Consider the following 13,372-nt stretch of genomic DNA (forward strand, 5'->3'; position numbering starts at 1 on the left):
AAAAGGCCGCCCCGGCGATCCGGGGCGGCCTTTGATCTTTCAGGCGTCAGCGGGTCTTAGCGACCGCGACCCTTCGGAGCCGGCAGCAGGCCTTCGCGCTGGGCGCGCTTGCGGGCCAGCTTGCGGGCGCGACGGACGGCTTCAGCCTTCTGGCGAGCGCGCTTTTCCGACGGCTTTTCAAAGTGCACGTGACGCTTCATTTCGCGGAAGCTGCCTTCGCGCTGCATCTTCTTCTTCAGGGCTTTCAGCGCCTGATCGACATTGTTGTCGCGGACAAAAATCTGAACCAGGGGTCTCTCTCCTTTGGCCGCCCGCCGCGTCCTTTCCAAGGGAGACGGGCAGACAAAACAAAACCACGCTCGAGAGGAGGGCCTCTCAAGTGAAGGCGCGCTGATACATGATCGGGGGGGGCATGTCCAGATCGTCGCGCCCAATCGTGATGGCTCGAAACGCCCGCCGGATGGGCGTATCGTGCCGCCCATGACCGAGACAGCCGAGACCGCTCCGAAAGGCGATTGGGCCGACCGCACAGAACAGGCCGTTCTGGATGCGGCCATTGAACGCGCGCCCGCGCTGGGCTGGAACGCGCGCCTGACGCGCGCCGCGTGCGAGGCCTGCGGCCTGTCGCTGGGCGACCAGGAACTGCTGCTGCCCAACGGCCCGCGCGATCTGGCGGTCCTGCTGTCGCGTCGTCACGACGCCCGCGCCCTGAAGGCGCTGGAGGCGACGCCCGCCGCCACGATGAAGATTCGCGAACGAATCGCCGCCGCCGTCTCGGCGCGGATGGAGGCGGGGGCGCAGGACGTCGAGGCGGCCAAGCGCTGCGCGGGCTTCCTCAGCCTGCCGACCAACGTCGACCTGGGCTTCAAGCTGGCGTGGGAGACGGCGGACCATCTGTGGCGCTGGGCCGGCGACACGGCGACGGACCAGAATCACTACTCCAAGCGGGCGATTCTCGGCGGCATCCTGATTCCCGCCCTGACCATGCGCTGGTTCGACGGCCGCGAGGCGGCGGAAGCCTTCGTCGCCCGCCGCATCGAAAACGTCATGGCCTTCGAGAAGTGGAAGGCGGGCAAGGATTTCGACGCGCCGATCAATGCGATCACCGACGTGTTGGGGCGGCTGCGCTACGGCGCGAAGGCATAGGCGACCCTCTCCCGATGGGAGAGGGCTTGAGCCTCCAAGAGCGAAGCGATTGGCAAGGCGAAAGGGTGAGGGTTCCCGGCTTGCCGTTCTCTCTCGCCGTCCGCACAGTCCTTTCATGATGTCCTCGCGAACCGACCGTGCGCGCGGGTTGCGCCAGTCTTCCGGGCGCGCGGAGGAACGTGTCTGGGCGCTTTTGCGCGGGGCGAAGGTCGGCGGCCACAAGTTCCGGCGCCAGCATCCTGTCGGACCGTATTTTGTGGACTTCGCCTGCGATCGGTTGCGTTTGATTATCGAGATCGACGGCGGGGTGCATCGTCTGGATGATGTGGCGGTGCGCGATCTCGAACGGCAACAGGCGCTGGAGGCGTTGGGCTGGACCGTGATCCGTGTGACCAATGATCAGGTCTACGAAGCGCCGGAGTTACTGATCGAAGCGGTGAGGTTGCATGCGCGGCGTCTGAACGGCTGACCGCCGACCCTCACCCTTTCGCCTTAGCCAATCGCCTCTGGCTCTTGGAGGCTCAAGCCCTCTCCCATCGGGAGAGGGTTCCGAAAATGCGGTTGATGTGCGCCATCTTCCGCCCCGGCCGGGCGTCGTGCTTGCCATAGAGGTGCAGGCGGGCGTTGGGCTCGGCGGCCAGCGTCCGCCACTGCTCGACCTCATCGCCCAGCAGATTGGTCATCTCGATGCGGGCGTGGGCGTTGCTCGGGCCCAGCGGCCAGCCGACGACAGCCCGGATGTGCTGCTCGAACTGGTCGCAGACGCAGCCGTCCTGGGTCCAGTGGCCGGTGTTGTGGACGCGCGGGGCGACCTCGTTCACCAGCAGTTCGCCGTCGCCCATGTCGAACAGTTCGATGCCCATGACGCCGATGTAGTCGAGGCCGTCCAGCACCGCAGCGGCGATCGCTTCGGCGCGTCTTTGCGTGGCCGGATCGACGGCGGCGGGGGCGGTGGTGGTCTTCAGCACCCCGTTCTGGTGGACGTTCTCGCCCAGAGGATAGACGGCGACGGCGCCGTCCCGGCCGCGCGCGGCGATGACCGACAACTCGCGCTGGAACACGGCGGCGGCTTCCAGCACGGCGGGGCGGCGGCCGATGGCGTCGAAGGCGGCCTCGGCGTCGGCGGCGTCGCGGATCCAGACCTGGCCCTTGCCGTCATAGCCCTCGCGCCGGGTCTTCAGCAGGGCGGGCAGGCCTAAGCGTTCGATGGCGGCGGTCAGGTCGTCCAGCGTGGTCACGGCGGCGAAGGCCACGGTCGGGGCGCCGACGGCGTTGAGATAGGTCTTCTCGTCCACCCGGTCCTGGGCCACGGCCAGAGCCGTCGGTCCCGGCGCGACCAGGGCGCCCGCTTCGGCCAGGGTCTCGACCGAGGCGGCGGGGACGTTCTCGAATTCGAAGGTGACGACGTCGCACAGGCGGCCCAGCGCCTGCAGCGCGTCGGGGTCGTCATAGGGGGCGGTGATCTGGGCGCGAGAGACACGGGCGGCCGGGCTGTCGGGCTGGGGGTCGAGAATCACCACGTCGAAGCCGAGACGCGAGGCGGCCTGACTCAGCATCCGTCCCAACTGGCCCCCGCCGAGAATGCCGAGGGTCGAACCGGGAGGCAGGGGAAGATCGGGCATCAGTCCTCGACGCTTTCGGCGACGGATTCGGTCTGGGCGGCGCGGAAGGCCGACAGGCGCTCGGCCAGGGCGGAATCGGACAGGGCCAGGATCTGCGCCGCTAGAATTCCGGCGTTGGCGGCGCCCGCCTCGCCGATGGCCAGGGTGGCGACCGGCACGCCGCCGGGCATCTGGACGATCGACAGCAGGGAATCGAGGCCCTTCAGCGCCTTGGACTGGACCGGCACGCCCAGCACCGGCAGATCGGTCATGGAGGCGGCCATGCCGGGCAGGTGGGCCGCGCCGCCGGCGCCGGCGATAATGACCTTGAAGCCGTTCGCCTTGGCCGTGGTGGCGAAGTCATAGAGGCGCTGGGGCGTGCGGTGCGCGCTGACGACCTTGGCCTCCCAGGCGACGCCCAACTGGTCCAGGCGGTCGGCGGCCAGCTTCATCGTGGGCCAGTCCGAGCGGCTGCCCATGATGATGGCGACCGGAGTCGTTGAAACGGGCGGCGTGGAGGCGGTCATGCGCAAAGGCTCCCCAAGCGGAAAGCGGCCCGTTACAGCACCCGCGTTGCGCCCGCAACCGAGGACGCTAGACTCAGCTGCGTCGCGGGGGCTTGAGTCGGCCGGAAATGCGACGCCGGAGCCCGCCTTGAACCACCTGGCCGAACAGACGACCGCTGCGGGCGCCGATGCGGAATCGCAGGCTGAGATCGCGCGCCTGCGCGCCGAGGTGGCGGCCCTGACCGAACGGGCGGAGCGGGCCGAGGCCTTGGCGGACCACGACGTGTTGACGCCGGCGCTGAACCGGCGGGGCTTCATGGCGGTTCTGGCGCGCAACCTGGCCTATTGCCGACGCCACGGAGTCGAGGCGGCGTTGCTGTATCTCGACCTGGACGGGTTCAAGGGGGTCAACGACGACTTGGGCCATGCGGCGGGGGACGCCGCCCTGATCGCCGTGGCCGAGCTGCTGCTGGCGAACGTGCGCGAATCCGACGCCGTGGGCCGGATGGGCGGCGACGAGTTCACCGTGGTGCTGATGAACGCAGGGGCTGAGGAAGGTCGCGAGAAGGCGCGACGGCTGAGCGAGGCGCTGAACAGCGACGGCTTTGTCTGGGAAGGCGAGCGTCTGCCCCTGGGCGGCTCGTTCGGCGTGCGCGCCTTCGCCGGACAGGCGGACGCCGAGGTCTGGCTGTCCGAAGCGGACGCGGCCATGTGGCTGCGGAAGAAGGCGCGGCCGGAAGCGACTCGATGACGAATTGAAAAGGGCGCCGAGGTCAGCTCGGCGCCCTTTTTCCTTAGCCGTTCAGCAGGCTGTTGCGTCGGCTGTAGAGCAGATAGACGACCACCCCGATCACATTCCAGATGACGAAGTTGATCTGGGTCGAAGCGGGCAGGCTGAAGAACAGATAGACGCAGCCGGCGATGGCCACCGGCCCGACCAGCCACCAGACCGGCGCGCGGAAGACGCGCGGACGACCAGGTTCGCGCCGGCGCAGCACGATCAGGCACAGACCCACCGAGGCGAAAGCGACCAGGGTCCCCGCATTGGCCAGGGCGGCCAGATCGCCCAGGGGGATGAAGCCGGCGATGATCGCCATCAGCACGGCGGTGCCGGCGGTGACGCGGACCGGCCCGCCCGAGCGCTTGGAGACATGGGCTAGGCTGCGGGGCAGCAGGCCGTCGCGGGCCATGACGAAGAAGATGCGGCTCTGGCCGAACATGAAGGCCAGGATGACGGTGGGCAGGGCGACGACCGCGGCGCCGGCGATCAGGGTGGCCCACAGGTCCGATCCGACCGTGCGGGCGATGTGCGACAGGGGCTCGGGCGACTTCATGAACTCGGTGAAGGGCATGGCGCCCAGGGCGGCGATGGCCACGGCCATGTAGATGGCGACGCAGGCCACCATCGAACCGATGATGCCGATGGTCAGGTCGCGGGCGGGATTGCGGGTTTCTTCCGCCGCCGTGGCCACGGCGTCGAAGCCGTAGAAGGCGAAGAAGATGATGGCCGCCGCCGCCATGACGCCCATCTGGCCGCCGACCCCGTGCGAGAAGCCGTAGGGCATGAAGGGCTTGAGGTTGTCCGGGTTGAAGTGGGGCAGGGCGATCGCCACGAAGGCGATCAGGGCCGCGATCTTGACCACCACCAGCACGGCGTTGATCGAGGCGCTCTCACGCGTGCCGGCGACCAGCAGGCCCGCCACGGCGGCGACGATGATCACGGCGGGCAGGTTGACGATGCCGCCCTGCGACGGCGCCGAGGTCAGCACGGCGGGCAGGCCCATGCCGATCCCCTCCATCATGCCGGAGAAGTAGCCCGCCCAGCCCACGGCCACTGCGGAGCAGACCACGGTGTATTCCAGGATCAGGCTCCACCCGACCATCCAGGCCGCTCCCTCGCCCAGGGTGGTGTAGGAATAGGTGTAGGCCGAACCCGATTCCGGGATCATGGTCGCCAGCTCGGCGTAGGCCAGGGCGGCGCAGACGCAGACGACGCCCGCGATGACGAAGGCCAGCATGACCGCCGGCCCCGCCCGTTCGGCCCCGACGCCGATCAGGGTGTAGATGCCGGTCCCCACGATGGCGCCGACGCCCAAGGCCACCAGGTGGGGCCAGGACAGGGTCGGCTTGAGCCCGTGGGCTTTGGGCGCTGCGCCCCCCAGCGCAGGCAGAGCCTTGCGGCGTGTCATGAAACTCATGCGTCTCCCCCGGACGATCCTTGGCGGCGATTGTAAAAATATTCGGAATAACGGCGTTTTTCCGTAGCATTATTGGCGATAACCTGGGGGCGCCAAGCTATGCCGCAACAGAAAAAACGACCCTGAAAGGCCGCTTTATATCCTGATCATTGGATCATAAATTCAGATTTACCGCAGAAACAACGCCTCTATCCCGCATTGCGCCTGAAATTGCGCATTTCGAAGATGGCTCAGTTTTTCGAAGCTCTTGTGAATTTTATTTCGTCATAACTACAATATCCGAAGCTCATGCTTCCCTCGGAATGGTAGCGATTCAAGGAGCCGGCCAAGCGCCGGACAGACGCTTGCAGGGGCTGCGGCCCCCGATCTTGGGAGGGATTGCGGCTTGCGGACCACGACAGGGGCGAAGGCTGTCTTAAAGAGGGCGGGGGCTGTCTGCGCGGCTGCGCTGCTGCTGCTGGCGGGTGCGCCGGGCGCGGTGCTGGCCCAGACCCAAACCCAGGCGGCGCCGGCACGCGCTACGCTCAATCCGGCCCCGCCGCGGCGCGCCGACGAGGGCTTCGGTCCCTATCCGCTGATGGTGGTGCGCGGCGCCATGTTGATCGACGGCACGGGCGCGCCGCCGATGGGGCCGGTCGATATCGTCATCGAGAACGACAAGATCACCGACATCATCCAGGCGGGCTGGCCGGGCCTGCCGGAGCGCGAGGGGCGACCGCCGCTGAACGCGGCGCACGAGATCGACGCGCGCGGCATGTATGTCATGCCGGGCTTTGTCGACGCCCACGCCCATGGCGGCAGCCCGCAGAAGGCGCCGGACCTGGAGTATGTCTACAAGCTGTGGCTGGCCCACGGGGTGACCACGGTGCGCGGCGTCAGCCTGGCGCCGCAGGACATCGCCGTATCGGAAAAGACCCGCTCGGCGCGCGGCGAGATCGTCGCGCCGCGCATCTTCAACTATCAGACCCTGGGTTCGGGCTGGTCGCGCGGCCGCATCCGCAATGAGCAGATGGCGCGCGAATGGGTGCGCTGGGGCGCGGCCAACGGCATCGACGGGATCAAATTCTTCCTGCGCGGCGATGAAACGCCCGAGGTGGTCCTGGCCGCCATCGACGAGGCCAAGAAGAACGGCATGGGCACGGTGGCCCACATCGCCCAGCCGGGCGTGGCCCAGTTGAACGCGCGCGATCTGGCCGAGGCGGGCCTCGGCACGGTGACCCACTTCTACGGTCACTTCGAAGCCCTGCTGGGCGGTCGCAGCATCCAGAACTATCCGACCGACTACAACTTCTACGATGAGCAGATGCGCTTCGGCGAGGCTGCGGAAATCTGGAAGGAGGTCGAGCCCGGCACGCCGCAGTGGTTCGAATACCTGGAGGAGCAGAAGGCGACCGGCGTCGTCTTCGACCCGACGATGACCATCTATGCGGCGTCGCGCGACCTGATGCGGGCGCGCAATGCGCCGTGGCATCAGATCTACACCCTGCCGACGCTGGCGGACTATTTCCAGTCCACGCGCGATAACCACGGCAGCTACTTCTTCGACTGGACGACCTCGAACGAGGTGGCGTGGCGCCGCTTCTATGAGCGGTTCATGCGTCTGGTGAACGACTACAAGAAGATCGGCGGCCGGGTGACGGTGGGGTCGGATTCCGGCTTCATCTGGAAGCTCTACGGCTTCGGCTACATTGAAGAGCTGGAACTGCTGCAGGAGGCGGGCTTCAACCCGCTGGAGATCGTGCGCGCCGCGACGATGGACGGAGCGACGACCCTGACCGAGCCGACGGGCAAGGCGCCGACCTTCGGCGTCGTGCGGCCCGGCATGAGCGCGGATCTGGTCATCACGACCGAGAATCCGCTGGCCAACTTCAAGACCCTTTACGGCACCGGACATGAGCGCCTGAGCCCCGAAAACCGCATCGAGACGGTGGGCGGGGTGCGTTGGACGGTGGCGCGCGGGGTCGCCTACGACGCTCCGGCCCTGCTGGCCGACGTCCGGGCCATGGTCGATCGGCAGAAAGCCGAACGGGGAGAGGCGTCCGCCGGGCGCTGATCCAAAAAAGAGCGACGCAGGCGACGCCGAAATGGGGACGGCGCGCCTGGGTTCAGATCAAAAAACGAGGGGTGATCCAATGAGACTGTCTGCGTATCTGAAGACCGGGACGATAATCGCCGGTCTGGCCGTCACGGCCGCCGCCGCCGCCCAGCCTGCCTGGGCTCAATCCGAAGCGCCGGCCGCCGAGCCGGAAGCCAGCGCCGTCGCCGATATCGTGGTGACCGGCTCGCGTATCCGGCGTCCGAACGTCGAGGCCGCGACCCCGGTCAACGTCGTCGACGCCCAGGAAATCGAGAACACCGGCGTCACCAACCTGATCGACGCCATGACGCGCCAACCGCAGGTCGGCCTGGGCTCCTCGGCCTCCAGCACGACCAACTCGGTGTCGGGCCAGGGCCTGGCCACCCTGAACCTGCGTAACCTGGGGTCGAGCCGCACCCTGGTGCTGGTCAACGGCCGCCGCCACGTCGCCGGTTCGGCGGGCACCAGCGCGGTGGACGTCAACTCCATCTCGAAGACCACGATCGCACGCATCGACACGGTGACGGGCGGCTCCTCGGCCGTCTATGGCGCCGACGCCGTGGCCGGGGTGGTCAACTTCATCACCAAGCAGGACTTCGACGGCGTCGCCTTCCAGTCGCAGTATGGTTCGGCCGACGGCCCGAACACCTACTACGGCTCGGTCGCGGTGGGGCGGAACTTCAACGACGACCGGACCAACATCATGGGCGCCCTGACCTATGACAAGTCCGAGGGCCTGTTCCGCCACGAGCGCGACTACGCCATGAGCGCCCTGGCTGAAATCCCGAACCCGGACAAGAAGAGCCCGGACGACGGCCTGCCGTCCTTCATCCAGGCGCGGGACGTCTACACCAACACCCAGAACGACTTCTTCACCCCGGTGATCGTCACGCCGATCGGCTCCAATCAGGCCTTCGCCCTGACCTTCACGCCGGACGGCAAGCTGGTTCCGTTCGACCGCGGCCAGATCCTGTACGACGGCGCCGGCCGCGAGCAGAAACTGTCGATCGGCGGCGACGGCTTCAAGCTGCGCGACGACATGCTGCGCACGCCGGTCGAGCGTTTCGGCGGCGAACTGCAGCTGCGCCACCAGTTCCAGCCCTCGGTCGACTTCATCAGCGAACTGAACCTGTTCGCCGAAGCCAAGTATTTCCACATGGAGGCCAGCAGCCAGGCGCGGAACGGCACCTTCGCCGACAGCTCGCCGGGCATGTCGACAGGCAACGCCTATCGCATCCAGGCGGACAACGCCTTCCTGCCTGATGAACTGAAAACGATGCTGGCGCAGGCCAATATGACGTTTTTCGACATCAGCCGCATCGACACCGACTTCGGCATCCGCACCACGGAAAGCGTCTACGATACCACGCGGTTCGTGACCGGCGTGGACGGCGCCTTCAGCAACGGCTGGCGGTTCGAGGCCTACGTCAACTACGGTCAGACGGAGTCGGAGTTCACCAACTTCGACCGCCTGCAGAAGGAGTTCTACGAGTCGATCGACGCCGTCAGCGAGAACGGGCAGATCGTTTGCCGCAGCGTGGATGCGAGGGCGCGGGGCTGTCAGCCGCTGAACCTGTTCGGGGCCTATGTCGGCTCTCAGGAAGCGATCGACTATTCCTACATCTACACGCTCCGCAAAGACCGCATCCGCCAGTGGAATGCGGTGGCCAGCGTCAACGGCGAGCTGTTCTCCTATCCCTCGCTGTTCAGCGGAACCAGCCTGCCGGTCGCCTTCGCGGCGGGCGTGGAGTGGCGCAAGGAAGCCAGCCGCGCGGTCCCGGACATCCGCTCGCAGCAGGGGCTGATCTTCCAGAACAAACAGGCCCGGACCGAGGGCGCCTATGAGTCCAAGGAAGTCTTCGGCGAGGTCAATCTGCCGCTGCTGGCCGATGTGCCGTTCATCCAATACCTGGATCTGACGGCGGCCTATCGCTACCAGGACTACACCACCACGGGCGGCGACAGCAGCTACGGCCTGGGCATGGAGTGGACGGTCGACCGCAACATCCGGTTCCGCGCCAACTACGCCAAGGCTGTGCGGGCGCCGAACATCAGCGAATTGTTCGACGGCGGCGGCGAAGGCTACAATCTGTTCGATGACCCTTGCGACGCGACGCGCCTGAACATCGGGAACTTCCCTGACAACCGCAAGGCGAACTGCGCAGCCCTGGGCCTCGATCCGGGCTTCACCCAATCGATCGCGACCAAGCCCGCCATCAGCAAGGGCAACCCCGACCTGCGTCCGGAAGAGGGGGAAACCCTGACCCTGGGCGTCGTCCTGACGCCGTCCTTCCTGCCGGGCCTGGCGGTCACCGTCGATCACTACGACATCAAGATCAGCGACGTGATCGCCTCGCTGGGGGCGCGCACCATCATCAACAACTGCGTCGACAGCCCGACCCTGGACAACCAGTTCTGTCCCAATGTCACGCGCGGCCCCGACGGCAACATCGCCAGCGTGGTGAACCAGGTCATGAACGTCGCCGAGTACACCAACTCGGGCTGGGACGTGACCGCGTCCTACCGCACGGATCTGGCGAAGCTGGGTCTGCCGGACTACGGCTCGCTGTCGCTCAGCGCGGCCGCCGGCTTCCTGGACGAGCTGACCTATGACCCGGTTCCGGGCGACGCCAGCGTGCGCGACGAGCAAGCGGGCGAGGCGCCCAATCCCAAGCGCCGGATCAACTTCCGCGTGTCCTGGGACTATGACCGTCTGTCGCTCTCCTACGCCAATCAGTATCTGAGCAGCGTGCTGCGGAGCAACCAGGACAAGGTGGGGGCGTATGAAGTGTGGAAGGCCCCGTCGTGGCTGACGCACGACATCCGGGCTGAATACCGCTTCGACCGCTACTCGGTCTTCGCCGGTGTGAACAACTTCACCAATGAAGCGCCGCCGCAGACGGCGTTCACCTGGACCGGGACGGGTCTGTACAATGGCTTCAACGCCAGCATTTACAACAACCTGGGTCGTTACGTTTACGTTGGCGTGAACGCCCGATTCTGATCCAGAGTAGTGAAGCCGCCCGGTGACGGGCGGCTTCTTGCCTTATCGGACGCCGCCCGGCGTCCCTGTGTTTTTCGGGGGGAAAGACGATGAAGTCTCTCACTGCTTTCGGGGCCCTGGCGGTCGCTGTCGGAATTCTGGCCGTAGGGGGCGTAGCCGCTCCACAACAGGCCCGGGCCGCTTCGGCTTCGGCCGCCGCCGCGCCCTCGGCCCTGGACGCCCAGTTCGAGGCCATCGCCGCCGAGGAGTGGGCCTGGCGTCAGAAAGAGATTCCGTCGCGGGCGTCCAAACCCAGCACCCTGCCGGACGTCAGCGCCGCCACCCAGCAGCGTCGTCTGGAATACTGGACGGCCGTGCAGCGCCGTCTCGAGGCCATCTCGCCCGAGCAGTTGTCGCCGAACCAGCGCACCAACTACGCCGTCTACAAGCATCAGATCGACAACTTCGTCGATGACGGCCGTCACCGGCTTTATGAGATGCCGTTCAACTCGGACAGCTCGTTCTGGTCGTCGCTGACGGGGATGGGCAATGCGACCTTCACCTCGGTCGAGGACTATGAGCGCTATCTGTCCCAGATGCGGGACACGCCGCGCTATTTCGATCAACAGATCACCAATATGCGCGCCGGCCTGGCGCGCGGCTTCACCCAGCCGAAGGCCTCTCTGGTGGGCCGCGACGTGTCGATCCTGGCGGTCACGGAACCGACGGACGTCACGCAGAATCCTTTCTACAAGCCCTTCCTGACCATGCCCGCGACCATGGCCGAGGCGGACAAGGCGCGTTTGCGCGCCGCTGCTGTCCAGGTGATCCAGCAGCAGGTCGTGCCGGCGCACCGCACCCTGCTGAGCTTCATTCGAGACGAATATGTGCCGGGCGCGCGCGACACCCTGGGCGCCAACCGTCTGCCGGATGGGGATGACTTCTATCAGACGCAGATTCGCCAATACACCAGCGTCAACCTGACGCCGGATCAGATCCATCAGATCGGCCTGGCCGAGGTCGCTCGCATCCGGGCCGAGATGGAGACGGTGATGCGCAGCACCGGCTGGACCGGCAGCTTCGCCGACTTCATCACCTTTCTGAAGACCGACCCGCAGTTCCATTATGACAAGCCGGAGCACCTGCTGTGGCACGGCGCCTGGGTCATCAAGAAGGTCGACGGCAAGATCGGCCAGTATTTCAACCTGAAGCCGCGCGACACCTTCAGCCTGATCCCGGTGCCGGACGCCATCGCGCCCTATTACACGGCCGGTCGGGGCGGCAACGGCGTCTGCCTGCTGAACACCTATGACCTGCCGTCGCGACCGCGCTACAACATCCCGGCGCTGACGGTGCACGAGTGCAACCCCGGCCACGCCTGGCAGGGCAATCTGCGCCGCGAGCATGAGCCCATGCCCGACTATCGCGCCCAGACCTACATCTCGGCCTTCGGCGAGGGCTGGGCCCTCTATACCGAGAAGCTGGCGGTCGAGATGGGCATCTATGAAGACGCCTATGAGGACTTCGGCCGCCTGACCTATGAGATGTGGCGCGCGGCGCGTCTGGTCATCGACACCGGCGTCCACTCCAAGGGCTGGACCCGCGAACAGGCGGTGGCCTTCCTGAGCGAGAACACCGCCCTGTCCGACCATGAGGTCGGCACCGAGATCGACCGCTACATCACCTGGCCGGGTCAGGCTCTGTCCTACAAGCTGGGCGAGATCGAGATCGTGCGCCTGCGCCGTCTGGCCGAGGCGGAACTGGGGGCCGACTTCGACATCCGCGCCTTCCACGACCATCTGTTGGCCATCGGCGTCGCCACCATCCCGGCCATGACCGCCGAGATGGAGGCCTTCATCGCCCAGAGCAAGCAGGCTGCGGCGGCGGCCCGTTCGGGACAATAATCGAGACCGGGCCGACGTCGACAGACGTCGACCTTCCGACACTGACAGACGCGTTGCGGATCACGCGCGGCTTTGTCAGTGTCGGGATTCTGTAAAGCGTAGAGGGGGAGAGCGCATGAGCGCTGGGGAATACAAGCTGGACGACGCCGACCGCCGCATCCTGCGGGTGCTGCAGCAGGATGGACGGATCACCAATCAGGATCTGGCCGCCGCCTGCAACATGTCGGCGTCATCCTGTTTCGAGCGGGTGCGCCGCCTGCGTGAGCGCGGCGTCATCACCGGTTATACGGCCCTGATCGACCCGAAGTTCGCCGAGCGCGAACTGCTGATCTTCATCGAGGTGCTGCTGGACCGCACGACCTCGGACATCTTCGACCAGTTCGCCGAGCGCATCCGCCGCTCGCCCGAGGTGCTGGAATGCCACATGGTGGCGGGGGGCTTCGACTATCTGGTCAAGGTTCGGATGAGGGACATGGCCGCCTACCGCGTCTTCCTGGCCGACACCCTCATCGTCATGCCGGGCGTGCGCGAGACCCGCACCTATGCGGTGATGGAAGAGGTCAAGGACACTTCGGTCCTGCCGCTCTAGGGGGTGGGCGCGGAGGCAGCGTGGAGCCGCCTCCGTCCCAAGCTTACCAGTAGCCTCCAGAGCAACTGCCGATCGCTTCGAGGGTATAATACGGCGAAGTGACGCCTTGGACCGGTGAGGCGACGACGTTCCCATTCCAGCACTTGTCGCGGTACCAGCCGACCTGAACAGTCATGGTGGCGTCGCTGTAGAAGGTGCGATGGTACATGATGCCGGGGGCTTTGGCCCCGGCGCCGACAGACAGCGCCGACGTGGTCATCACGATGGACGCTAGAAGTACGGCATTTCGAATCTTACGCATACGCATCAGTTCTCTCCTGCCAGTGGGTTACGAGCACATCTCGACCTCTAGCGACACAAGAGTCAAT

At 66.3% G+C, this 13,372-nt stretch carries 12 protein-coding genes; 7 read left to right on the forward strand and 5 right to left on the reverse strand.

Annotated elements, in window-relative coordinates; all coding sequences use genetic code 11:
• Window positions 1-56 precede the first annotated feature (56 nt).
• Window positions 57-290 carry a 30S ribosomal protein S21 gene (rpsU, locus tag V8J38_RS05590; RefSeq protein WP_087139870.1) on the reverse strand — a complete coding sequence of 78 codons (234 nt, stop codon included), beginning with the start codon at window positions 288-290 and terminating at the stop codon, window positions 57-59.
• A 190-nt stretch (window positions 291-480) separates the two neighbouring features.
• On the opposite strand from rpsU, the gene V8J38_RS05595 reads away from it, so the two are divergent.
• Together V8J38_RS05595 and V8J38_RS05600 are read left to right on the forward strand one after the other, a co-directional pair.
• On the forward strand, window positions 481-1,146 hold the full coding sequence (locus V8J38_RS05595) for a COQ9 family protein (RefSeq protein WP_338578227.1): 666 nt from the start codon (window positions 481-483) through the stop codon (window positions 1,144-1,146).
• A 118-nt stretch (window positions 1,147-1,264) separates the two neighbouring features.
• Entirely contained in the window at window positions 1,265-1,615 is a 351-nt protein-coding gene (locus tag V8J38_RS05600) for an endonuclease domain-containing protein (protein WP_338578595.1), read from the forward strand.
• A gap of 52 nt (window positions 1,616-1,667) precedes the next feature.
• On the opposite strand, the gene V8J38_RS05605 is transcribed toward V8J38_RS05600, so the two are convergent.
• Window positions 1,668-2,768 (reverse strand): 5-(carboxyamino)imidazole ribonucleotide synthase, encoded by a 1,101-nt coding sequence (locus V8J38_RS05605; RefSeq protein ID WP_338578228.1) that lies wholly within the window; start codon window positions 2,766-2,768, stop codon window positions 1,668-1,670.
• The gene (gene purE / locus V8J38_RS05610) at window positions 2,768-3,274 is read right to left on the reverse strand and encodes a 5-(carboxyamino)imidazole ribonucleotide mutase (RefSeq protein WP_338578230.1); all 507 of its coding nucleotides are present in this window, start codon (window positions 3,272-3,274) and stop codon (window positions 2,768-2,770) included. Before purE ends, V8J38_RS05605 begins: the two co-directional genes overlap by 1 nt.
• A gap of 127 nt (window positions 3,275-3,401) precedes the next feature.
• Here purE and V8J38_RS05615 point away from each other — a divergent pair, with 127 nt between their 5' ends.
• Window positions 3,402-4,004 (forward strand): GGDEF domain-containing protein, encoded by a 603-nt coding sequence (locus V8J38_RS05615; protein WP_312220880.1) that lies wholly within the window; start codon window positions 3,402-3,404, stop codon window positions 4,002-4,004.
• A gap of 43 nt (window positions 4,005-4,047) precedes the next feature.
• Here V8J38_RS05615 and V8J38_RS05620 read toward each other — a convergent pair whose 3' ends face one another.
• Window positions 4,048-5,451, reverse strand: coding sequence for an amino acid permease (locus V8J38_RS05620; protein WP_291776626.1), 1,404 nt, complete (start codon window positions 5,449-5,451; stop codon window positions 4,048-4,050).
• Window positions 5,452-5,836: 385 nt separating this feature from the next.
• Between V8J38_RS05620 and V8J38_RS05625 the strand changes: the two genes are divergently transcribed.
• The 4 genes from V8J38_RS05625 to V8J38_RS05640 all read left to right on the forward strand — a co-directional run bounded on the left by V8J38_RS05625 (window position 5,837) and on the right by V8J38_RS05640 (window position 13,004).
• Window positions 5,837-7,504 carry an amidohydrolase family protein gene (locus tag V8J38_RS05625; RefSeq protein WP_338578231.1) on the forward strand — a complete coding sequence of 556 codons (1,668 nt, stop codon included), beginning with the start codon at window positions 5,837-5,839 and terminating at the stop codon, window positions 7,502-7,504.
• Between the two features lie 79 nt (window positions 7,505-7,583).
• Window positions 7,584-10,532 carry a TonB-dependent receptor domain-containing protein gene (locus V8J38_RS05630; RefSeq protein WP_338578232.1) on the forward strand — a complete coding sequence of 983 codons (2,949 nt, stop codon included), beginning with the start codon at window positions 7,584-7,586 and terminating at the stop codon, window positions 10,530-10,532.
• 89 nt (window positions 10,533-10,621) lie between these two features.
• The gene (locus V8J38_RS05635; RefSeq protein ID WP_338578233.1) at window positions 10,622-12,415 is read left to right on the forward strand and encodes a DUF885 domain-containing protein; all 1,794 of its coding nucleotides are present in this window, start codon (window positions 10,622-10,624) and stop codon (window positions 12,413-12,415) included.
• 115 nt (window positions 12,416-12,530) lie between these two features.
• Window positions 12,531-13,004 (forward strand): Lrp/AsnC ligand binding domain-containing protein, encoded by a 474-nt coding sequence (locus V8J38_RS05640; RefSeq protein WP_291776619.1) that lies wholly within the window; start codon window positions 12,531-12,533, stop codon window positions 13,002-13,004.
• Between the two features lie 43 nt (window positions 13,005-13,047).
• Here the strand turns inward: V8J38_RS05640 and V8J38_RS05645 are convergent, their stop codons facing one another.
• Window positions 13,048-13,311 carry a hypothetical protein gene (locus V8J38_RS05645; protein ID WP_338578234.1) on the reverse strand — a complete coding sequence of 88 codons (264 nt, stop codon included), beginning with the start codon at window positions 13,309-13,311 and terminating at the stop codon, window positions 13,048-13,050.
• Window positions 13,312-13,372: the final 61 nt, after the last annotated feature.

The sequence above is a fragment of the Brevundimonas olei genome (assembly GCF_037055245.1).
Taxonomy (GTDB): domain Bacteria; phylum Pseudomonadota; class Alphaproteobacteria; order Caulobacterales; family Caulobacteraceae; genus Brevundimonas; species Brevundimonas olei.

Coding starts and splice junctions, on each gene's coding strand:
- V8J38_RS05595 (WP_338578227.1), top strand. CDS start 481: ATGACCGAGACAGCCGAGACCGCTCCGAAAGGCGATTGGGCCGACCGC.
- V8J38_RS05600 (WP_338578595.1), top strand. CDS start 1,265: ATGTCCTCGCGAACCGACCGTGCGCGCGGGTTGCGCCAGTCTTCCGGG.
- V8J38_RS05605 (WP_338578228.1), bottom strand. CDS start 2,768: ATGCCCGATCTTCCCCTGCCTCCCGGTTCGACCCTCGGCATTCTCGGC.
- purE (WP_338578230.1), bottom strand. CDS start 3,274: ATGACCGCCTCCACGCCGCCCGTTTCAACGACTCCGGTCGCCATCATC.
- V8J38_RS05620 (WP_291776626.1), bottom strand. CDS start 5,451: ATGAGTTTCATGACACGCCGCAAGGCTCTGCCTGCGCTGGGGGGCGCA.
- V8J38_RS05630 (WP_338578232.1), top strand. CDS start 7,584: ATGAGACTGTCTGCGTATCTGAAGACCGGGACGATAATCGCCGGTCTG.
- V8J38_RS05635 (WP_338578233.1), top strand. CDS start 10,622: ATGAAGTCTCTCACTGCTTTCGGGGCCCTGGCGGTCGCTGTCGGAATT.
- V8J38_RS05640 (WP_291776619.1), top strand. CDS start 12,531: ATGAGCGCTGGGGAATACAAGCTGGACGACGCCGACCGCCGCATCCTG.
- V8J38_RS05645 (WP_338578234.1), bottom strand. CDS start 13,311: ATGCGTATGCGTAAGATTCGAAATGCCGTACTTCTAGCGTCCATCGTG.